We start from the raw sequence: 22,617 nt of genomic DNA, 5'->3' as shown, positions 1-22,617 counted from the left end.
GTCTTGATAATAATTAATATATCTATATTTAAAATATATGATTAAGCCTAAAAGCCTGTTTTCAAATGCTCTTTGGAATATTTCCGCTACTATTTTAATGGCTTTAGCTGGATTTCTGATCGTTCCTGTATTAATTAAAGAAATTGGAATAGAAAATTTTGGAATTTATGCAATTATATTAATGGTAGGTGGTTTTGCTCAGCTTCAAAGTCTCGGTCTTGGAGAAGCGACATTAAAATATGTGTCTCAGTACTACGCAAAAAATGATATTAAAGGTGTAAATAGAGTTCTTGGTTCTACTTTAACTGTATATATTTTTTCAGGTACTATTATAAGTGGTCTGATTATTTTATTTTCTACATATATCATTGGTTTATTCAAATTAAGTCCCGAAAATTTTTCAAATGCCTCGTATGCATTGCGTGTTTCAGGGGCATCATTTTTAATTACCATGTTTAGTTCTGCATTTAAAACGATTCCAGAAGCAGTTCAAAGGTATGATGTTTTAAATAAATATAATCTGATAATGATGATTCTTCGTTATACCTCAATGTATTTTGTTGCCACTTTAGGTGGTGGTATAGTAGGATTGACTTACCTAACACTAGTTAGTGCCATTTTTGATGTTTTTATTTACGGGTTTTTGGCAAAAAAAATGATACCGGAGATTTCTCTTTATCCAAACTTTCAGAAGCACGGGATTCATGAAGTTTTTGGCTACGGAATTTTTTCATTCTTAAACGACTTGATTCAAAAAATTTCTACCTACGTCGATCAATTTGTTTTAGGAGTGTTTTTTAGTGCTGCGAGTGTGGGTTATTTAACTGCTCCAAAAGATCTGATTATTAAGGCTCAAGGTTTAACGGGAGCAGTCTCTCAAGCTTTATTTCCTAGGTTTAGCTCAATGGAGGAGGGTGAAGAAATGAAAAGGCTATATGTGACAAGTTTATGGGTTTTAACTATTTTTTCAATTATAATTTTTGTTCCGTTAGCTATCATTATTCCATATTTCCTATCTAAATGGTTAACCCCTGCATTTGCTCAAAATGGATCATCATTTGCAAGACTTTTTTGCTTGGGAGTTGCGTTTAATGGTGGTGTTTCAGCTTATTTTGCATTATTGAAAGGAACAGGTCGAATAAAATGGTTAACTAATATTATTTCCACCTTAACCGTTATATCAATCTTTTCATCCTTTATATTAGTTTATAAGTTTGGCATTATAGGATCCGGTATTCGTATTCTTCTTTTCTCATGGGTCGGAAGCACACTTTGCATATATATAGGTAAAAAAGTATTTTTGGATTTTAATACCTTAAGAGTAGCCTTTGAAACAACAATTGTACCCGTATTTTTGAGTTTAGTTTTTTTTTACATGGCAAGTTCTGTTCTTCACAATCAAAATATTAGCACATGGTGGGAAATTATTTATTTTTATACAATTTTATTAGGTTTATTGGTCCTCATTCAATTTGTAGTGAATTGGTTGATTTATAAAGAGGAAGCAATATCTCTTATTTTAATAAATAAAATTAAATATCAAGCATCCAATTTAATACTTAGATTACACAAAAATGTATAAATACTTTAGATGGTTTTTTGGAAAAATTTACCGGATAATTGTTTTTGAAATAAATTTCTGCGGAAGTTTATTATTTCGGTTATTGGAACTATTTGTGCAAATCTTTCCGGAAGATGCAAGAGGTTGTAGGTTAAGAGGATTTATTTATCGTCCTTTTTTAAAGAAATGTGGTAAAAATTTTCAAGTTGGAATTGGTGCAAAACTTGAGCATATAAATCAAATTGAAGTTGGGGATGACGTCTATATTGGTCATAATTGTTGGATAAGTGGAATCAGAGGTGGGATTACTTTCAAAAGTCAAGTAATGCTTGGACCATCAGTAAAAATGGTTAGCAGTAATCACACAGTTTTAAACAAAAGTTTTCGATTCGGTCCAGGTTTAGGTGGTCATATTACAATAGGTCCAGGGACATGGATAGCAGCAAATTCTGTTATTACAGCTGGAGTACAGGTTGGTGAATGTTGTCTAATTGCAGCTGGTTCAGTAGTAACGAAAAATTTTGCATCCTTTAAAATTATAGGTGGTGTTCCAGCTAAAATACTAGGAGATTGTTATGATAGATATAGTATTAATGAAAATTAAAAGCGAGCTATTGTTGTTAATTGAAAAAGCACTACTTACCCCAGTGGAAGTTAAATATTGTAGTCAAACAATATATGAAACATTATTAGGATGTTTAAGACTTTGGGATTCGACTAAAGATATTAAATGGAAAGATCGCGCTACACATGTTTGCAATATTTTATTAAGTATTCAAAGACCAGATGGTGGGTTTGATATAGGATATGACTTTAATTTTGGCAGGTTGCACCGAAAAGGGCAATCCACATCGCCTGAATTAGTTAGTTTAGTAGCTATTGTTGAATATTATAAAAGGTTTCAAGGAGATGATGTAAAAAAAGCTGCCGAACTAGCTTCAAATTGGATTCGAAACAATTCAATTAAAATATCTGATGAAAAATGGGCAATACCTTATGCCCCTTATAGTACAAAAGAAATTATGGTATATAATGGAACTTCGTTTGCTGCAGGAGCGATTGGAGTATATATATCCGTTTTCCCTGATGCTGAATTAGAGATTATTTATCATGGAATGATAAATTATTTATATGGAGTTTTAAGTAATATACCCAATCAGCCAGGAAAATTCTGGTACTATTCTGACCAAAAACGAATTGACCTTTCTGTTATTCAAAAGGATAAAGTTGATTACTATCATCAAATGCAACAAGTTGAGATGCACAGTATGGCTGAAACTTGTGTTAATAGTCCTTTACAATCCAAATTAATTAGTTTTGCCTCAGAACACGTTGCATATATGCAAAACAATGACGGCATAATACCTTATTTAAACGTTAATATGGATATTCATCTCTGGGGTATTTGTTCCTGTGCATCTGGATTTATATTGGCTGGAAAAGTATTAAAAAACAAAAGAGAGGAATACAATGCAAGGGCAGAAAAAATTTTAGATTGGATAGTAACCTATTCCTGGAATGGTGATTATTTTTATCCGATAGTTTCGGAAAAAGGTCTAGTAATCAACAAAGATTTCTATGTGAGAAGCGATGCTTGGGTTTTTAACTCTTTTGCTTTGGCTGTAAAAGAAAAGATTAATGATGAAAAATATATATTGATTTGTGAAAAAAGTTACTGTAAGATGGAATCTGTCAATTTCTCAGGAATAGAAAATCATGCCTCAAATGTAAGAATTAGAACAGTAAATAGGATTTTGCTATATTTCGCAAATATTAAAAACAAAATATGGCGAAAATAGCAATATTATATGAATTACTTGGTAGATCTAGAGGAGGCATTGAGGCTTACATATATCATGTGACAGAAGAATTGCTAAAACAAGGGCATCATGTCACTCTGTTTAATGTTCAGGATATTACACCCTTTGATGCTGCCCCAAAAGGTGCAGAAATAATTACCTTAAAACAAAACAAAAAAGTACCTTTTTTTAATTTTTATAGTAAAATATTTAGTTTAAGGAGCCAGTTGAAAAAAAATCTTACAGGTTTTGATCTAGTGTGGGCAAGATCTTTTACGATGGCTTTAGCGGCGATTAAAATAGTTGGTAAGAATAATGTTGTTTATATAAATGCAGCTCCATTTTCTTTTTATGGACAAACAACTTTCAAAGAAAAATTAAGAAACACAAAAGGTTTTATAAGCGTTTTAAGAACAATTTCCTGGGAAATTTCTATTATATCCGCTTATAAATTAGAGCGTAGAGCAATTCTTAATAGTAAAAATGTCTTTCTGAGCAAAGCCAGAATGGAAGAAACACTTTCGTTTTTCAAGTTGAATAAAAATAGCTCAAAAATTTTAATAGTCCCTCCTGGAGTAAATACTCAGCGTTTTAAACCTAAGGATACTTACAATAGTATCGACAATACCTTAAATTTAATTACAGTTTCCCGTTTAGTACCTGATAAAAATATTCAATGCGTTATATTGGCTGTCAAAAAATTAAACTCTTTTAGTATTCCGGTTAAATTGACTATCGTTGGAGAAGGGCCCTATGATCAAAGTCTTAAAAATTTGGTTTTAGAATTAGGGATAAATAGGATTGTTGAATTTGTAGGTCGTCAAGAAAATGTTGAGGAATGGTATCAACGAAATGATTTATTTATATTACCCTCTTTATATGAGGGCTTTGGTAGTGTTTATATTGAAGCTATGTCCAGTGGTCTTCCTTGTATTGCTATAAGTAATAAATCTGGAAAATATAGTGTTGCAGCAGATGAAATTATTGATCAGGGAATCAATGGTTACCTGATGTCTGAAAATGATCCAGATGAGCTTTTTTGTTATTTAGAAAAGTTATATCGAAGCAGTGAATTAAGATTTGAATATTCCAAAAATGCTAGACTCAAAGCTGAAACACAATATTGTTGGGAGAACACAATTATTCAATTGTTTAAAATCTAATATTTTTTATGAATTATATTTTATCTGAAGTCGATATTAAAAATTCATAAAACATTACAGAATATCATTATGTTTTTAATAATAATTGAATTTTTTAATCCTTAATAATAATGATTGGAGCGCTTTATTTTAATCTACTTTCTTTTTTGATAATATATTTTTCTAAATCAATAAATCGATTGATGGGACTGTTTTTTTCCGTTTTTTGCATCTTCATATTTTTAGCTATCCGATATGATTATGGCAATGACTACTTTAGTTATTTAGATCAATTTTACGAGATTCAAAGGTACTCAAGCTTTTCAATTTCTAATTTTATAATAAAAGGCAATGAAATTGGTTGGGTTTACTTAAATTATTTTTTTGGACCTCTTGGTTTTTTTGCAATGCAAATTTTTCTTGCAGCTTTTTCCTGTTTTGTCTTGTACAGATTCATCAAAAATTATGTTTCTCCCAAATATTATTGGTTTGCAATCTTCATTTATATTTTTCAACCCTATCACATGCTTGTACTTAGCTCTGCAATGAGACAAGCTGTTGTTGTTTCTCTTTTTTTATTAGCGATTGATTTTTTAATTAAAAAACAATCAATCCACTACATTGTTGTTGTTTTGTTAGGATCACTTTTTCACTCAACAGCATATTTTCTTTTACCATTAGTTTTTCTTTCCTATTTTTCTATTCAGTTAAAATTTAAGTATATAGTAATTATTGTTGTTTTATTTATCGGCTCTTTTTTTTTTATAGGAGAAATATTTTCGCAAGGTCAACAATTTATTTCGCTTTACTTTGAAAAGGAATATTCAGGACATATAAATCAAAGTGTTGAAAAATCGACTATTGGATTGGGTTTTATATTGAATTTCATAATTTATATTATACTGTTTTATTGTACACAACATCAAAATTATCTCGGGAAAGTAATTTTTCTTAATATTGTAGTAATTTCTTTTTTAATCATACCTTTAACATTTAGTTTTCCACTCATATCAAGACTCAATTTCTACTTTACTCCTCTGCTAATGGTCGCATATCCTATAGCCTTTGAAAACATTCAAAAACGAACAATTAGAATTGGGTTTATTATATTGATTAGTATTTCAACGCTTTATGAATTCTTTTCCTTTTTTTATTCTGAAACATGGATAAATCATTTCTTCGAGTACAAAACTATTTTTTCTGCCCCTAACTTTTTGTGATTAAAAATACAAATAAATGAAAGTACTTGTTTATGGTGATATTGGAGGTAGCGGTGGATATTACCGCTATTGTAAGGGATTATTTTCAAGCGGCGTAATTCCCGAAGACATTCTAGTTTATTTTATCACCTCCGAAAGCTTCCATGAAAAGTTAGGAGATCTTGATCATAATGTCCAGGTGATCAAACATAACTGGATCGATAGTCCTTCTCGATTCAAACGGTATATGTGGCATTTGTGGGTTTATCCACGTCTTGTTAGGAAACTCAATCCTGATTTAGAATTTTATTCTAATGGTCAATTGCGTGTCTATATGAGGAACGCATTAACAGTTGCTACTTGTCATAATCTCCTACTATTTGATAATTTTGAGTTAAATAGAGTATTAAATGTTGATGAAAAAATATATTTTCTCAAAACGAGGAAGAGGCAAGTTAAATCGTTTAAACGAAGTGATGCTTTAATTTTTTTATCTCAACATTCTAAAAATGTTATATTGCCTGAAATTGATTGTAATAAGACCAATAGGATTATATCACATGGATTAGATTCTAAGTTTTTTCTGAATAATGTTAGGAACTTTACAATCAATCAGGAGGTTAAAATCCTTTATGTATCACCTATATTTCATTATAAAAATCATTTAAATGTTGTTCAGGCAATTCATAAATTGAACGAAGAATTGGACTTAAATATTCATTTAAATTTGGTTGGCGGTGGAGACTCTAGTGCATTAAATGAACTCTTAAATTACATTTCAAATAATCAATTAGACAATTCTATTACTATTAAACAGTTTGTTGATACTAATGGATTGTTAAGCGAGTATATTTCCAATGATATATTTTTATTTGCCTCATCAAGTGAAACTTTTGGAATTACTTTATTAGAGGCTATGGGAGCAAAATTGCCTATCGCTTGTTCAAACCAAACTGGACTACCAGATATATTAAAAGATGCAGGTGTTTATTTCGATCCTTTCGATGTTTTAAGTATAGTTTCGGCATTAAAAGAATTAATACTTAATCCAATAAAAAGAGAAGAATTAGGTAAAAAAGCATTTGAATATGCTCATTTATATACTTGGGAAAAATGCGCAAAGGATACCTTTGAATTCTTACGATCCGTTTATAATGAATCTTTAAAGAAAATCAATTAATATAAATAATTTAATGGAAAACCAACAAAGCATTTTTAAAGGCAAAACTCTTTTGATTACCGGCGGAACAGGTTCATTTGGAAATGCTGTATTATCTCGTTTTTTAAATACTGATATAAAAGAAATTAGGATTTTCAGTAGAGATGAGAAAAAACAAGATGATATGAGACATCATTTCAATAATGCTCGACTTAAATTTTATATTGGAGATGTTAGGGATAGGCAAAGTATTGATGTGGCTATGACAGATGTTGATTATGTATTTCATGCCGCAGCTTTGAAACAAGTGCCCTCATGTGAATTTTTCCCACTTGAAGCCGTTAAAACAAATGTTTTGGGAACGGAAAATGTTTTAACTTCAGCTGTTCAGCATAATGTTAATAAGGTCATTGTCCTTAGCACTGACAAAGCTTGTTACCCGATCAATGCTATGGGAATAAGTAAAGCGATGATGGAAAAAGTGGCTATCGCAAAAGCCCGTTCACTATCAAGCTCGTCCAAAACAGTTATATGTTGCACCAGATATGGAAATGTTATGGCAAGTAGGGGTTCTGTAATTCCTCTTTGGATTGATCAAATTAATAATGGTAAAAACATTACCATCACAGATCCTGAAATGACCAGATTCATGATGTCTCTTAATGACGCTGTTGACCTGGTTTTATATGCATTTCAAAATGGGTTCAATGGTGATTTGTTTGTGCAGAAAGCACCGGCTGCAACTCTTAATGTTCTTTCAAAAGCTTTACATGAATTACTAGATGTTAAAGAAAATGTTCAAATAATTGGAACAAGACATGGAGAAAAATTACATGAATCTTTAGTGACCAGGGAGGAAATGGCTAAATCGATTGACCTAGGTGATTATTATCGAATACCATGTGACGGTCGAGATTTAAATTACAATAAATATTTTGAAGAAGGTGAGGAAAAACGATCTTCATTTGATGATTATCATTCTCACAATACACACAGATTGAATGTTGCTGAAATGAAAACGTTGTTATTAAAATTAGATTTGTTCTAATTCTAACCAAAATTGAATTATTGACCATGCTTAGAGTAATGACTATTGTGGGAACGCGTCCCGAGATAATTAAATTGAGTCAAGTTATTAAAGAATTGGATCGCTATGTCGATCACATATTAGTTCATACGGGTCAAAACTTCGATTATGAGCTAAATGAAATATTTTTTGAGCAATTAGGACTACGGAAACCGGATGAATTTTTAAATGCCGCAGGAAAAAATGCAGCTGAAACTATTGGTAAGGTGATAATAGCAGCGGATGTTGCATTTGAAAAGTATAAGCCTGATGCCGTTTTGCTCTATGGAGATACGAATTCCTGCATGGCGGTGATTTCTGCTAAACGGCGAAAAATTCCAATTTTTCATATGGAGGCGGGTAATCGTTGTTTTGATCAACGCGTACCAGAGGAAATCAATCGCAAAATTGTCGATCATTTGAGTGATATAAATATGCCACTATCGGAGCATGCTCGAAAGTATCTTGAAAGGGAAGGGTTACTTCCTGAAACAATTATTAAAACCGGTTCTCCAATGACGGAGGTGTTAAACTTTCACAAAGAGAACATTGAAAAATCGACCATACTTGAAAAAGAGGGTTTACAGAAAGGAGAATATTTTATTGTAAGTACTCATCGTGAGGAGAATGTAGATTCAGAAGAGAATTTTGGACATTTATTAGAATCTATTGATGCGATAACGATTAAATACAATAAAAAGGTAATTTTCTCAACTCATCCTAGAACACAAAAAAAATTAGAATCAATTGGTTTCACAAATAAAAATACACTGATAGAGTTTATGAAACCCTTTGGTTTTCTCGATTATATAAAGTTACAAAAAAATGCATTCTGCGTAATTTCCGATAGTGGAACGGTCACAGAAGAATCATCTATTTTGCGTTTCCCAGCAATTACCATACGTCAAGCTCATGAACGTCCTGAAGGTATGGATGAAGGTACTCTAATCATGACTGGTCTGGAAAAAAACCGAATTATAGAGGCTATTGAAGTTGTGACTAAACAAATCAAAGAAAATCCCTCGGTTATTCATCGTGTTGGGGATTATGAAACCGATAATGTTTCAAAAAAAGTATTGCGTATTATTTTATCCTATACAGACTATATAAATCGTACAGTATGGAAAAAGTAAAAAAGAGATTATTAATACTTGGTTCCACCGGGATGCTCGGGCATATTGTATTTAATTATTTGAATCAACAAGATGAATTTGAATTGTATGATATTGTTTATCGGAATAAACTAAGAGATGAATCCATAGTATGTGACATTTCCAACTTAGGTCAGGTGAAAGATACCATTAATTCAATAAGACCTGATTTCATTGTCAATTGTATTGGAATTTTAATTAAAGGTTCGACTAGGAATCCAGCAAATGCCATATTTATTAATTCATATTTTCCACATTTATTAGTTCAAATCGCTGATGAACTAAATGCAAAAGTAATTCACATAAGCACAGATTGTGTGTTTTCAGGCACGAAGGGTAGTTATAAACAAACTGATTTTCGCGATGCAGATGACACCTACGGTAGAAGTAAAGCTCTGGGAGAAATCTTCTCCAATAGACATTTAACTTTGCGTACTTCTATAATCGGACCTGAAATAAAAACTGATGGTGAAGGTTTATTTCATTGGTTTATGAATCAAACTGGTGAGATAAGTGGATATACAGAATCCTTCTGGGGTGGTGTAACCACGTTCCAACTTGCTAAAAACATAGAACAATCAATTCAAAATAATTTAACAGGATTGTATCATGTAACAAATGGCGAACCTATTTCAAAATTTGAATTACTCAATCTTTTTAATATAATTTGGAAAAGAGATTTTGTTTCAATTGTTCCTTTTCCAGGGAAATCAGTAGATAAGTCCTTAGCGGCTTCAAATGATTTTGATTTTCATGTTCCTTCTTATTCAGAAATGCTATTAAAACAATATGATTGGATGAAAAAAAATGAGGATTTCTATAGATTTTTTTATGATTAAATATAATTTGTCAATTCATTCAAACAAAACCAATGGTAGGTAATAAGATTAATTTCCATTTTTTTAATACTTTGTGTTCTAAAAAAACTCACGAAGTGCTCTTTAAGCAATATAATGTTACTTCAGGAAATGCGGCCCAAAATTTTTTTGGATTAATCGCTGAAGGGTTAAAAAATAACTCTAATACAACTGTTTTTGTAAATTCTGTTCTTCCCATTAATCACTATGATCAAAAAAAAATATTCTGGAAATTATCAAATGAATTAGAAAATGATATTCATTATAATTACATTCCTATAGTTAACTTGCCAATTCTAAACAACTTTATAACAAGCTTTTTTATTTTTTTTCAAATTCTATTCAAAAATTATTATTCAGAATCAAAAGATATAATTATTGTAGATTTTTTGAGATTTTCTATTAATCTACCTGTTATTTTGGCTTGTAAATTAAGAGGGATTAAAACATTGGTAATAGTAACAGATCTCCCTGGTGAAGGAATTCTGCAAACATCTTTTAAAACAAAAATTAGAAATTTGTTTATTTTTTTACTCTATTATGATTTTTATGTATGTGTTACGAATGAATTAAATAGAGTTGTAAATAAAAAAAATAGACCTTTTTTAATTATTGAAAGTTTTGCTAATGTAAAATTCAACAAGTTAGAAAATTCAATTGAAGATAAGTTCAGCGAAAAGGTAATAATTTATGCTGGGGGTTTATATGAAAGATATGGCATAAAAATGTTAATTGAAGGTTTTAAAATGATTCATGATCCAAATGTTCGTTTATGGTTATTTGGAGTTGGCCCATTTACAGATGAAATAATAAAATATTCTAAAATCGATAATAGAATAGAATATAAAGGAATTATTCCAAATGAGGAGTTAATTGGAATTTTGAGTAAGGCTACAGCTCTAATAAATCCAAGGCCTTCTCATGAAAAATATACAAAATATTCCTTTCCATCAAAAAATCTAGAATACATGTCAATTGGAACTCCTTTAATTACTACAAAATTATATGGAATTCCCGGTGATCATTATCCATATATTTACTTAATAGAAGATGAGTCAAAATTTGGGATATTTACAACTCTTCAATCTATCTTGGAAAAAAATAAAGAAGAATTGCATCAATTCGGTTTGCGTTGCAAGTTATTTACCATGAGAGAAAAAAATAATATTGTTCAAACAAATAAAATTATCAAGATGATTAATGGTAGCTTTTGAAGTGATTTAGCTGTTTTTTTCTTTTATAAATTTATTTAGTTTGTGTTTTAATTTTTGTTTATAATTCTGTTTATAAAGTAATATTATTAATTTAAATATATTTTTGGTTGTTTTGTATTAAATATTATTAAAAAGAAATTAATTGTTTAATGAATCAAAAGAATATATTGGTTATTTTGCCCACATTTGGAGACACCAAGGACAGCAAGCGGATCAAGCTTTTAAAAATCTCAGGTTTTAAAATAAACGTCGCCTATTTTATTAGAAATCAATTTCTTTCGAGAGAGCCTGTTGCTGACAGTTTTGTTCAATTAGGGAAAGTGACTGATGGGAAATACCTTACTCGATTAGTGGTATACATAAAATCAATTTTTGTTTTAAGGAAATTATCAAAACACAATGACCTAATTTATGCTATAGGAATTGATTTAGCTATACTTTGCTTCTTTGCTTCAATTGGTTTAAAAAATAAGTTTATAATCGATGTCGCAGATATTAGACCAATACAAGTATCAAACTCATTGTTTGGAAAGATTTTAAGATATATAGAAATTTTTATAACAAAAAGAGCTTCCTTGATTGTCGTGACATCGAAAGGTTTTATAGATTATTATTATAAAGAAATACTTGGGCTAAAAAGTATAAAATATTTTCTTCTCGAGAATAAAGTTGACTATGAATTTCACAATGTTGAACTTAGTCGTAGATTAAAAAATGATAAAATAGTTTTAGGCTATTTCGGAGTTCTTAGAGACAAATGGACTCTGATGTTTATAAATAAATTAGTTGAAACATACCCTGAAAAGTTTGAAGGAATAATTGCAGGAATAAATTTGTTGAATACTAAAGATTTTAGTAAACTGATATCAACTAGTAAACAAATCAAATATTTAGGTCCATATAAATCACCTGAGGACTTGTTCCAATTGTATGATAAAATTGATGTTATGTTGGTATTTTACCCTGAATTTAATTCGTCAGACGATTGGTTTAATGCGAAAAAAATATGTCGCTCAAACAGGTTTTATGAAGCAGGCTATTTTAAAAAGCCATTGATTTCGTTCTCCTTTTCTGGTGATGGAAAAGAAATTGAAAGAATGGATATAGGTATGACCTTGAATAATTATGATTTAGATGAAGCAGTTAATGTGGTTGGTTCAAAATTAAATTTTCAAAATTTAGAAAGTTGGAAACAAAATTTCTATAAAATTTCTAATAATACTTTCCAATTTTATATGGAGAATGAAATTTTAGCTAAGAAAATTAAAGAAATAATATAATTCAATAAAAAATCAATGGGATTTAAAGAATATAATATTTGCACAAATTGTGTTATGGACACAACTGATTCTAAAATCTCTTTTGATGAAAAAGGAGTCTGTGACCATTGTAATACATTCTCCACTAAAATTCAGCCTTTTTGGCACACTGATGAACTTGGGAAAAAGAACCTTGAAGAATTGATTGCTAAAATCAAACAGGAAGGTGAAGGTAAAGATTTCGATTGTTTGATGGGGATGAGTGGTGGGATTGATAGTTCTTACTTATTGCATGTAATGACGAAGGAATTTGGATTAAGACCTTTAGTTTTCCATGTTGATGCGGGTTGGAATTCACAAATTGCTGTAAATAATATTGAAAGGCTTGTGGATGGACTTGGTCTCGACCTCTATACTGAAGTGATAAATTGGGAGGAAATGAAGGAGCTGCAGTTGGCGTATTTCAAATCAGGGGTTCCTCATATTGATACACCTCAGGACCATGCATTTTTTGCTACTATGTATAAGTTTGCATCCAAACACAAGATTAAAAACATACTAACCGGAGGTAATTATTCCACAGAATGTGTAAGAAACCCTCTCGAATGGATGTATTATCAATCTGATTCGATTCAATTGAGGGATATATTTAAAAAACATGGAAATGGAAAGTTAATCGATTATCCCGTTACCAATATTTTGTGGCACAAAGTTTATTTGCCTTATATCAAAGGCATTAAGTTATATAGACCTTTGGATTATGTTCCCTATGATAAAGATGAAGCCATGCAATTTCTTGTAGATACGTATGGTTATCAAAAATACCCTCAAAAGCATTTTGAATCTCGATTCACACGATTTTATGAAGGGTTTTGGCTATCAGAGCGATTTGGTTTTGATACTCGTAAAGTTCAATATTCCAGTCTGATTTTAACGGGTCAAATGACTAGGGAACAAGCAATTGAGAATCTGAAAACACCAGTTTACACCCCAGATCAAGTAAAGGAAGATTTCGAATTTGTTTCAAATAAACTTGGAATAACCACAGAAGAACTTTGGTCATATTTTAATGCGCCGAAAAAAACGTTTAAGGATTATAAGTCTCAGGAAAGTATTTACAATCTTGGTGCCACAGCAATGAGATTTTTAGGTTTAGAAAAAGGAGGAAAGAGGTGATCGGTATTGTTAATTACGGTTCGGGTAATATTCAAGCTATTGCCAACATATATAATCGATCAAATATTCCTTTTCAAATTATTGAAGATCCTAATTTGTTGAAAAAAGCAGATAAATTAATTCTTCCTGGTGTGGGTTCGTTTGATGCTACCATGCAACAACTCAATGACTCCGGCTTAAAGTCCGCACTTGACGAGGAAGTTTTGGTAAATAATAAGCCGGTTTTAGGTGTTTGCGTAGGCATGCAAATCTTGAGTGAAGGAAGTGAAGAGGGAGTTTTGCCTGGTTTAGGATGGATAAAGGGAAAAGTAAAGAAATTTGATATCAGTAAAATTAAGGAAAAGCCATATTTGCCCCATATGGGTTGGAATACGGTAATTCCAAAAATAAGTCACGATCTTTTTAATGGAATAGATCAAGAATTAGGGTTTTATTTTGTCCATTCTTTTTATTTTGAAACACTTCGTCAAGAAGATATTCTCGGCACTACTTTTTATGGAGGAACTTTTTCCTCAGCCGTCCTTCACAATCAAATTTTCGGAATGCAATTCCATCCGGAAAAGAGTCACTTCAATGGAATCCAGTTGCTTTCCAATTTCGCCAAACTTTAAGAATGCTTAGATCAAGAATAATTCCCTGCCTTTTGGTGCATAAAAAGGGTTTGGTTAAGACCGTAAACTTCAAAGATCCTAAGTATGTCGGTGATCCAATCAATGCCGTAAAAATCTTCAATGAAAAAGAAGTTGATGAATTAATGGTTTTGGACATCGATGCCACTGTTGAGAATCGGGGCCCTAACTTTGAGATGATCAGAAATCTTGCTCAGGAATGCCGTATGCCTTTTTGCTATGGAGGAGGAGTCACTACTGTTGAACAAGCAAAAAGAATCATCGAATTGGGTGCAGAAAAAGTGGCCTTGAGTACTTCCGCGGTGAAGAATCCCCTTCTTCTATCAGAAATTGGAAAAGCCGTTGGTAGTCAAAGTGTAGTTGTGGTGATAGATGTAAGGAAAAAAGGAATTCTTTCAGGAGGAGGTTATGATGTGTATATCAAAAACGGGAAAGAAAAGACCGGAATTAAATTGAAGGAGTTCATTCAAGAATTGAATAAAATAGGAGTAGGTGAGATTGTAATTAATTCCATAGACAAAGATGGGACGATGAGTGGCTATGATCTTCCTCTAATTTCCACAATCAGAGAGCTTACTGATTTCCCAATGACTGTATTAGGCGGAGCAGGAAATTTAGAGGATATAAAATTTCTTATTTCAAAGTTTAAAATCATAGGAGCAGCAGCTGGAAGCCTCTTTGTATTTAAAGGAAAGTACAAAGCTGTTTTAATTAATTATCCGAATAGAGAAGAAAAGTCAAGACTTTTCAAAGAAATACAATGAAACAAATCATACAAGATCTTAAAGTAGGTAATACAATTTTAGAAGAAGTGCCGGCACCATTGGTGAAAGCAGGTCAAGTGTTGATTCAGACGACAAGAAGTTTGGTTTCCTTGGGTACTGAGCGGATGTTGGTGGAATTCGGAAAAGCTAATTTTCTTGAAAAAGCCAGGCAACAACCTGATAAAGTCAAGGAAGTGCTTAATAAAGTAAAAACGGATGGGCTTCAGCCTACCATCAATGCGGTGTTCAACAAACTTGGACAGCCTCTGCCTCTTGGATATTGCAATGTGGGAAAAGTGATTGCTATTGGTAAAGGGGTTGAAGATTTTGCAGTCGGAGATCGTGTTGCTTCCAATGGAGCCCACGCAGAATATGTGTCCGTACCTAAAAATCTTGCAGCTAAAATTCCTGATAATGTTTCTGATGAAGCCGCTGCCTTTACAGTAATTGGAGCAATTGGATTACAAGGGATTCGGCTTGCAAATCCTACTTTTGGGGAAACTGTGGTTGTTGTTGGCTTAGGACTGATTGGTTTGATTACCTCACAGTTGTTAAAGGCCAACGGTTGTCAGGTGATTGGATTTGATTATGATCCGGCAAAGGTTGCCTTAGCTAAAACTTTTGGGATTCATGCCGTCAACCCTGGTGAAGGAACGGATCAGGTAGCTTTTGTAAACAACTTTACCCATGAGGTTGGTGCGGACGCCGTTATTATTACAGCTTCCAACAAGAGCAATGAAATCATATCACAATCAGCTAAAATGTCTCGTAAAAGAGGGCGAATTATCCTGGTTGGCGTTATTGGACTGGATCTTTCCCGAGCAGACTTTTTTGAAAAAGAATTGACGTTTCAGGTTTCATGCTCCTATGGTCCAGGCAGATACGATGAATCCTATGAACAAAAAGGACAGGATTATCCACTCGGTTATGTGAGATGGACAGAAAAGAGAAATTTTGAAGCGGTCCTGAATGCGATTTCAACAAAAGCCATTCAAACTGAGCCCTTGATCACCGAAAGGATTCCACTTGAAAACTATCAGCAAATCTATGGTGATATGGCTGGAAGTAAATCCATTGCTTCCATTTTGGTTTATCCTGAAAAATCCGGTGAACCTCAACGATCTGTATCCATCGGGTCGAATTCATTTACTCCGGGTAAAGGAACTGTTGGGATCATTGGAGCTGGCAATTTTACTTCAGCAATGATTCTTCCGTGTTTGAAAAAAACATCTGCCAAACTGAAGTTTGTATCAAGTTCAGGTGGATTGTCAGGCACCACATTAGCCAAGAAGTTCGGCATTTCTAACTCAACCACGGACAATACTTTAATCCTAAATGACCCGGAGATAGATTTGGTAATGGTCACTACCCGACACAATGCTCATGCGAGATTGGTTATTGAAGCGTTGAAGGCTGGGAAACATGTGTTTGTAGAAAAACCTTTGGCCCTAAATAAGGAAGAACTAGAGCAGGTAATTAATGCATATAAAGAATCAGGAAAGACAATTTCGGTTGGTTTTAACCGGCGTTTTGCTCCGCTTGCCATCCAGATGAAGAAGGCATTGGGATCAGGAAATACGCCAATGAACATCATCGCGACTATGAATGCTGGTTTTATTCCAGCCAAAGTATGGGTGCATGATATGGAAATAGGTGGGGGAAGAATCATTGGTGAAGCGTGTCATTTTATTGACCTGATTACATACCTGTCCGGTTCGAAGGTAAAGGCCGTTTGTATGAACGCAATGGGAGCGAATCCAGAAGAAAATACAGACAACGCAACTATTCTCCTGAAGTATGAAAATGGTACGAATGGTGTGATTAACTACTTCTCAAACGGATCTAAAGCTTATTCCAAGGAGAGAGTAGAAGTCTATCACCAGGAGAGAACATTAATAATGGACAATTGGCGCAAACTGAATGGTTTTGGTTTCAAAAACTTTAGTTCGGCCTCTTCCGGACAGGATAAGGGACATCAAACCCAGTTTAATTTATTAATCGAATCCGTTCAGAAAAGTGGTCATGCAATGATTCCTATGGAAGAGTTGGTAAACACAACAAAGGCTAGTTTTGCTGCGATCGAAAGTTTGAAAACGGGAGCTTGGGTAACGATTGGTTAATCATGTTCAGTAAGGTTTAATAAAATTTTCCACCTAAAAGATTGACTTACCTATATAAGTCAAGATAGTGTCTTCAGCATATACCTTCTTAAGAACAATTTCTTTTCTAAAACCAATTCAGGCGTTTTATCAGGTAAAATATAAGCTAGCGACAAAAAAACCGCTTTCAGCCTATAAGCTTGATTTTAAAGAAACCTACCCGCTCTCTTTTTTTCAGTTTCCTTTTCAAAAAAGAATTCTTGAAATACAGGATCAAAAATTTTCCTTTTCATTTTTAAATCTTACCTCCTTTTATGAAGACCAGATAGATTGGAATGATCAAGTACATGCAAAGCTGTGGAATTACAACCTCCAATATCTTGATTTTTTGAAGCAGGAAGATCTTGAAGTTGCCATGAAGGCAAGATTACTTCAAGATATTTATTCCTGGCTTTGGGATGGGAAACTTCCGTTGGAACCCTATCCGGCTTCGCTTAGAATAATGAATGTGATCAGGTTTTTGGAAACCAATCAAATTTCAGAAGTTGATAAGTCAGCAATACAAACCTTCATACTCGCCGAACTCAATTACTTATCCCAGAACCTTGAGTATCACCTTTTGGCTAACCATCTCCTCGAGAATGCCTTTGCTCTTTGGATGGGAGCATTGTATTTCAAGGACGCAGGTTGGAAAAAAATGGGAGAGAAATTACTGAAGGAAGAGTTAGAGAAACAGATCTTACCGGATGGTGCCCATTTTGAATTGGCACCCATGTACCATCAGATTATTTTGTTCAGGGTTTTGGAATCCTTTCATCTGACTTCTGAACAATTCCCAGTAAAGATACTTCTAAACGAAAAAGCAAAACTGATGTTAGGTTGGCTAAAGCAAATGACATTTGAAGATGGAAGTCTTCCTCATTTCAATGATACCACCGAGGGTATTGCACAGTCCGCCAACGAATTACTGTCAATCGGGGAACTGCTTGGAATAAAAGCAAAAAAGATCAAATTGAAAGAATCAGGTTACAGAATTTTTCAAATTCAAAATCTAAGATTGATAGCTGATGTTGAAGGAATCAAACCAAGCTATCAGCCTGGACACGCTCATGCGGATACATTTTCGTTTGTGCTGCATGAGGGTATGATTCCTTTGATTGTAGACCCCGGCCTTTCAACCTACAATATTTCGGGGAGGAGAGATTGGGAGCGCTCCACCAGAGCGCATAATACTCTGACCATTGATGAAAAAAATTCCTCTGAAGTTTGGGCTGGATTTAGAGTGGGTAGGAGGGCAAAAGTTGAAATACGAGAAGATTCTGAATTCCAGGTAGAAGGAATTCATGATGGATTTTTTCCTGCTCTCCATTCAAGAACATTCCAAATTGAGAATTCAGGAATTTCTGTTATCGATGAAGTTTCAGGTGAGATCAGTCCCGAATCCCAAAAAGTTATTCGGTTTTACCTCCATCCTACAGTTCAACCTGAACGGATAAATACTAACTCAGTCAGGCTGACGTCTTCTTCACATATTCAATTCTCAGGTGCTGATACAATTGAATTTTCAAGCTATGATTATTGTCAGGGTTTCAACCACTTGGAAAAAGCCCAGGTAATAGAAGTAAGGTTAAAAGAAAAAAGTATTAAATCCCTGTTTATCAATAAATGAAAATCCTTTTTATCACAGATAATTTTCCCCCGGAAATCAATGCTCCCGCTAACAGAACCTTTGAGCATTGTCAAGAGTGGGTTAAGCTTGGGGCAGAGGTGACGGTTATCACTTGTTTTCCTAATTTCCCAAAAGGTGAGGTGTTTGAGGGCTATAAAAATACCTGGCGAAAAGAGGAATTGATATGCGGAATAAGAGTGATCCGGGTTTGGTCCTATATTTCCGCTAATTCCGGATTTGTCAGGCGGACATTAGATTATATAAGTTTTGGTGTTTCATCTTTTTTACATGGACTTTTTATCAAATCCGATATAGTGATCGGTACTTCCCCTCAGTTTTTTAGTGCCATGTCCGCTTGGCAGATATCTTTATTCACTAGGAGGAAATGGGTAATGGAAGTAAGGGATCTTTGGCCCGAATCCATCATTGCTGTGGGAGCAATAAATAACAAAAGGATAATCAGTTTCCTGGAATGGATAGAAATGAAAATGTATCGGTCTTCGAATCGGATTATTGTGGTGACGGACGCTTTTAAAGAAATAATCACCTCCAAAGGTATTGATCCTAATAAAATTTTCATTTTCAAGAATGGAGTAGATCTTTCCAAATACTACCCCGGCCCAAAATCCCGAGATTTAGTAGAAGAGCTAGGTCTCCAAGGTAAAATGGTTTTTGGTTATATAGGGACCCATGGAATGGCTCATGGTTTAGATTTTATTTTAGACCAAGTGAGAAAATTCAATCTCTCTCATAAAAAAGATATTCATTTTTTATTTTTAGGAGATGGTGCCAGTAAAGCTGCACTGGTAGAAAAAGCTACAGCAGATAAATTGAAAAATGTGACTTTCTTGGATTCTGTGAATAAAGAGGAAGTATTGACTTACCTTCAATTAATGGATATTGCTTTAGTCAATCTTAAAAAATCTGATACTTTTTTGTCAGTAATTCCTTCCAAGATATTCGAGGCAGCAGCAGTTCAAAAACCTATTTTACTAGGACTTGAGGGGGAGACCAAAGCAATTATAGATTCTTATGGTGCTGGATTATGTTTTGAACCTGAAAACTCAACAGATTTTATAAGAAAAGTTCTCGAATTTTATGAAAACAGAAAAAATTTAGAATTTTATAAAATTGGCTGTAAGAAATTGGCATTTGATTTTGAAAGAAAAAAAATTGCTAAGTCAATGTTAATTGTGTTAAAAGAATTGGTTTGAAAATATTACTTTTTTTAGTTTTTATATTTCTTTCATTTGAAACCTTCGCCCAAGCTTTAGGACCGGCTTTTTGGCAAGTTGAATTCCAAAGAAGGAGGCAGTTAGAAGGTGAGTTTTCTGATATCAATAGCTATTTTTTGAGACCTTACGAAGAAAATAAAGCAGATAGTATTTTAAAATCTATTTCTTTTCCCAAAGGAATAGATGGTTTGGAAGTTTATCTTAGTCCTACTTTCGTCAATTCCAGAATAGCGAATAAACGGCCAATTGGCAATGGTGATTTTGGTATGATCCCGACTCCAGGCATACAATTTTCAGTTTTTACTGGTTTTTCGATTAGATATAAATTCCTTAAAGTTGATTTTCAGCCTGAATTCAATATTTCTTCAAACAAATCTTTTCAAGGATATGATCCAAGTTTAGGTTCTATTATAAATGGTGATAAGTTTTATTTCTGGAACAATTCTGATTATCCCGAGCGCTTTGGTGATGGGCTCTATTCTAGATTAGGTTGGGGTCAAAGTAGTTTTACGGCTAGTTTTGGTGCTTTTGAGGCAGGATTTTCAACTAAAAATATTTGGTGGGGCCCAGGTCAATGGAACGCTTTGATTTTTTCCAACAATGCACCTGGATTTCCTCACTTAAGTATTCAAACCCGGAAACCTGCCAAAACTTTTTTAGGCTATTTTGAGGGACAATTGATTTCCGGAAGATTGGAAAACTCAGGATTTGATGCGATTCAGGATCAGGAGTTAAATGATCTTTTATTTCGAAAATTCACTGGCGATTGGAGGTATTTAAATGGGATTACACTCAGTTATAGTCCTAAATGGATAAAGGGATTATCCTTTGGTTTTAGTAGAACATTCCAAGTTTATAAGAAACAAATGGGAGACTCTTTTAAGGATTACTTTCCTATTATATATCCTTTTCAAAAAGAGAGTTTTTTTCAAAATGGTAATACTGTAATTTTTGATGGAAATGGGCGTGATCAGCAAGCTTCAATTTTTGCGAGAATTTTTTTACCGAAAGAAAAAGTGGAATTTTACTTCGAATACGGTAAAAGGGATCACAACTTTAACTGGCGAGAGTTTATTTTGAATCCCGAACATGCAAGGGCTTACATTTTAGGTTTTAATAAGCTTTTTGATTTTGGATTTCAGGAATACAAGTTCCAATTCAGATCTGAAATAACACACCAACAGGAATCAGTAAATCGAATTGTAAGATATGGACCTAAAGGTGGCCTTTCTTGGCATACTCATACTAGAGCCCGAGGATTTGGCCATTTAGGTCAACCTTTGGGAGTAGGTTTGGGCATTGGATCAAACTCACAAACTACCGAATTGGCACTAGTCAATGGATTAGAAAAAATTGGAATTTTAATTGAACGGATTGAAAATCATCAAGATTTTTATTATCGAGCTTTTGGGCGACAGTCTGAACGCAAACCCTGGGTAGACCTTTCCCTGGGCTTCCTCTACGATAAGAAAGTCGAAAACCTACTCCTTTCCTCCAAGCTCCAGCTGATTCACGCCCGGAATTACCAGTGGCAATTAGATCCAGCCAGTACGCCCGACTTCCCAAAGGGAGAGAACCTGACTTCCCTGATGGCTCAAGTCAGTGCAATTTATTTTTGGAAGAAGAAGTAGCGTTATAGCGATGGCTTTCGTCATTGCAATGGATAGGGCAGCAGAAACTAATCAGAAAGTATGGTTTTAATTGTCATGTAACATTTTACAGGAATTCAAGAAAAAAATTAACATTCGCTACTTCAAAGTAAATTTCAGACAGCTTGACTATAGTATTTCCCATTTAGAAAAAAAACTTGCCTCTTTCTTGATACTACAGCATAGCAATTCCCCATCAATACGCCATCAGTCCCATAGCAGTCCCATAGCAAAGGCATAGCTACTTAACCTTTCTGACCCTTTCAGAATGCAACGCAAGTGCACAAATTAAAAAATTCTATGTTTTTTTACTCTTTTACTCCAAATCTTACCGCCTGTAAATTCCTTTTCATTTTAAATTTTCAAACCCTGACTTCACAATGTTTTGGATTCGGGTTCAGTTTCTTGAAAAGTACTTCAGCCGGGTCAAACTATTTGAGAAAAAATCAAAAAAAACTATAGTTTTGAAACAGCCTTGATTACCTTTGTGGTATAATTCTTCACTTTTCAACAGTATGTTGACTTAAGAAAAAAAAAGTTTTAGCAATACCCCTAAAGTTGAAGATTTCTTATCCAGTAAAAAAAGTATTTCAAATCAAAATTGCTGTAAAATAAATCGAAATTGTTTGTTTTTTGAATTTTTCAAAGATGAGTGTTGTAAATTATTTTATCGATAACATGTAGGTATAATAATTGCTTAATTTTAAATTATATCGATTTCCGTTTTTAAGAACCAACTTATTATGTACTTTCTTTTAGCTACGATTACTGCTTTTTCTATAGGTTTTCTAATTACCCCGATTGTCATTTCGGTGCTCCGGAAAGCAAACATAGGAGACGCTCCGGGTGGGCGCAAAATTCACAAGAAATTCACGCCCTCGATGGGAGGAATTAGTTTTGTGGTCGCCACCTTCGTCACCCTTGCGATTTGGGGATGGCAGTTTCCACTTCCTGATATTCGATTTCTTCTTGGTGCTATTGCCTTGATG

The 22,617-nt window shown here is 33.4% G+C and carries 18 protein-coding genes and 1 pseudogene; all 19 read left to right on the top strand.

All coding sequences use genetic code 11. From position 1 onward, the window contains the following. Nucleotides 1–37 precede the first annotated feature (37 nt). The gene (locus tag Q8M62_RS21400; RefSeq protein ID WP_304899540.1) at nt 38–1,582 is read left to right on the top strand and encodes an oligosaccharide flippase family protein; all 1,545 of its coding nucleotides are present in this window, start codon (nt 38–40) and stop codon (nt 1,580–1,582) included. Further along, a complete protein-coding gene (locus Q8M62_RS21395) occupies nt 1,575–2,165 on the top strand; it encodes a DapH/DapD/GlmU-related protein (protein ID WP_304899539.1) in 591 nt (196 codons plus the stop codon). Before Q8M62_RS21400 ends, Q8M62_RS21395 begins: the two co-directional genes overlap by 8 nt. Beyond that, nucleotides 2,137–3,360 carry a hypothetical protein gene (locus Q8M62_RS21390; RefSeq protein WP_304899538.1) on the top strand — a complete coding sequence of 408 codons (1,224 nt, stop codon included), beginning with the start codon at nt 2,137–2,139 and terminating at the stop codon, nt 3,358–3,360. Before Q8M62_RS21395 ends, Q8M62_RS21390 begins: the two co-directional genes overlap by 29 nt. Next, nucleotides 3,348–4,523 carry a glycosyltransferase family 4 protein gene (locus Q8M62_RS21385; protein WP_304899537.1) on the top strand — a complete coding sequence of 392 codons (1,176 nt, stop codon included), beginning with the start codon at nt 3,348–3,350 and terminating at the stop codon, nt 4,521–4,523. Before Q8M62_RS21390 ends, Q8M62_RS21385 begins: the two co-directional genes overlap by 13 nt. A gap of 110 nt (nt 4,524–4,633) precedes the next feature. After that, nucleotides 4,634–5,722, top strand: a complete 1,089-nt coding sequence (locus Q8M62_RS21380) for an EpsG family protein (protein WP_304899536.1) — start codon at nt 4,634–4,636, stop codon at nt 5,720–5,722. Between the two features lie 16 nt (nt 5,723–5,738). Then, nucleotides 5,739–6,881, top strand: coding sequence for a glycosyltransferase family 1 protein (locus Q8M62_RS21375; RefSeq protein ID WP_304899535.1), 1,143 nt, complete (start codon nt 5,739–5,741; stop codon nt 6,879–6,881). Nucleotides 6,882–6,894: 13 nt separating this feature from the next. After that, nucleotides 6,895–7,908 (top strand): polysaccharide biosynthesis protein, encoded by a 1,014-nt coding sequence (locus Q8M62_RS21370; RefSeq protein ID WP_304899534.1) that lies wholly within the window; start codon nt 6,895–6,897, stop codon nt 7,906–7,908. A 26-nt stretch (nt 7,909–7,934) separates the two neighbouring features. Next, nucleotides 7,935–9,059 carry a non-hydrolyzing UDP-N-acetylglucosamine 2-epimerase gene (gene wecB / locus Q8M62_RS21365; protein WP_304899533.1) on the top strand — a complete coding sequence of 375 codons (1,125 nt, stop codon included), beginning with the start codon at nt 7,935–7,937 and terminating at the stop codon, nt 9,057–9,059. Then, the gene (locus Q8M62_RS21360; protein WP_304899532.1) at nt 9,047–9,916 is read left to right on the top strand and encodes an SDR family oxidoreductase; all 870 of its coding nucleotides are present in this window, start codon (nt 9,047–9,049) and stop codon (nt 9,914–9,916) included. The genes wecB and Q8M62_RS21360 overlap by 13 nt, the downstream gene beginning before the upstream one ends. Before the next feature lie 32 nt (nt 9,917–9,948). After that, nucleotides 9,949–11,148, top strand: coding sequence for a glycosyltransferase (locus tag Q8M62_RS21355; protein ID WP_304899531.1), 1,200 nt, complete (start codon nt 9,949–9,951; stop codon nt 11,146–11,148). 149 nt (nt 11,149–11,297) lie between these two features. Next, nucleotides 11,298–12,428 carry a hypothetical protein gene (locus Q8M62_RS21350; protein ID WP_304899530.1) on the top strand — a complete coding sequence of 377 codons (1,131 nt, stop codon included), beginning with the start codon at nt 11,298–11,300 and terminating at the stop codon, nt 12,426–12,428. Between the two features lie 15 nt (nt 12,429–12,443). Then, on the top strand, nt 12,444–13,583 hold the full coding sequence (locus Q8M62_RS21345) for an N-acetyl sugar amidotransferase (protein WP_304899529.1): 1,140 nt from the start codon (nt 12,444–12,446) through the stop codon (nt 13,581–13,583). Further along, nucleotides 13,580–14,194, top strand: coding sequence for an imidazole glycerol phosphate synthase subunit HisH (hisH, locus tag Q8M62_RS21340; protein WP_304899528.1), 615 nt, complete (start codon nt 13,580–13,582; stop codon nt 14,192–14,194). The genes Q8M62_RS21345 and hisH overlap by 4 nt, the downstream gene beginning before the upstream one ends. Before the next feature lie 2 nt (nt 14,195–14,196). Beyond that, on the top strand, nt 14,197–14,976 hold the full coding sequence (locus Q8M62_RS21335; protein WP_304899527.1) for an AglZ/HisF2 family acetamidino modification protein: 780 nt from the start codon (nt 14,197–14,199) through the stop codon (nt 14,974–14,976). Further along, nucleotides 14,973–17,096: a bi-domain-containing oxidoreductase gene (locus Q8M62_RS21330; protein ID WP_304899526.1), complete on the top strand. Its 2,124-nt coding sequence runs from the start codon at nt 14,973–14,975 to the stop codon at nt 17,094–17,096. Before Q8M62_RS21335 ends, Q8M62_RS21330 begins: the two co-directional genes overlap by 4 nt. 367 nt (nt 17,097–17,463) lie before the next feature. Further along, a complete protein-coding gene (locus tag Q8M62_RS21325) occupies nt 17,464–18,744 on the top strand; it encodes an alginate lyase family protein (protein WP_304899525.1) in 1,281 nt (426 codons plus the stop codon). Then, nucleotides 18,741–19,958 (top strand): glycosyltransferase family 4 protein, encoded by a 1,218-nt coding sequence (locus Q8M62_RS21320; protein ID WP_304899524.1) that lies wholly within the window; start codon nt 18,741–18,743, stop codon nt 19,956–19,958. Before Q8M62_RS21325 ends, Q8M62_RS21320 begins: the two co-directional genes overlap by 4 nt. A 137-nt stretch (nt 19,959–20,095) precedes the next feature. Further along, nucleotides 20,096–21,610: a capsule assembly Wzi family protein gene (locus Q8M62_RS21315; RefSeq protein ID WP_304899523.1), complete on the top strand. Its 1,515-nt coding sequence runs from the start codon at nt 20,096–20,098 to the stop codon at nt 21,608–21,610. Nucleotides 21,611–22,371: 761 nt separating this feature from the next. Beyond that, nucleotides 22,372–22,617 (top strand): annotated as a pseudogene (locus Q8M62_RS21310) (undecaprenyl/decaprenyl-phosphate alpha-N-acetylglucosaminyl 1-phosphate transferase); the annotation flags it as partial.

The organism is Algoriphagus sp., from assembly GCF_030694375.1.
In the GTDB taxonomy this organism is placed as follows: domain Bacteria; phylum Bacteroidota; class Bacteroidia; order Cytophagales; family Cyclobacteriaceae; genus Algoriphagus.
This window is presented reverse-complemented; position numbering and strand designations above follow the sequence as displayed.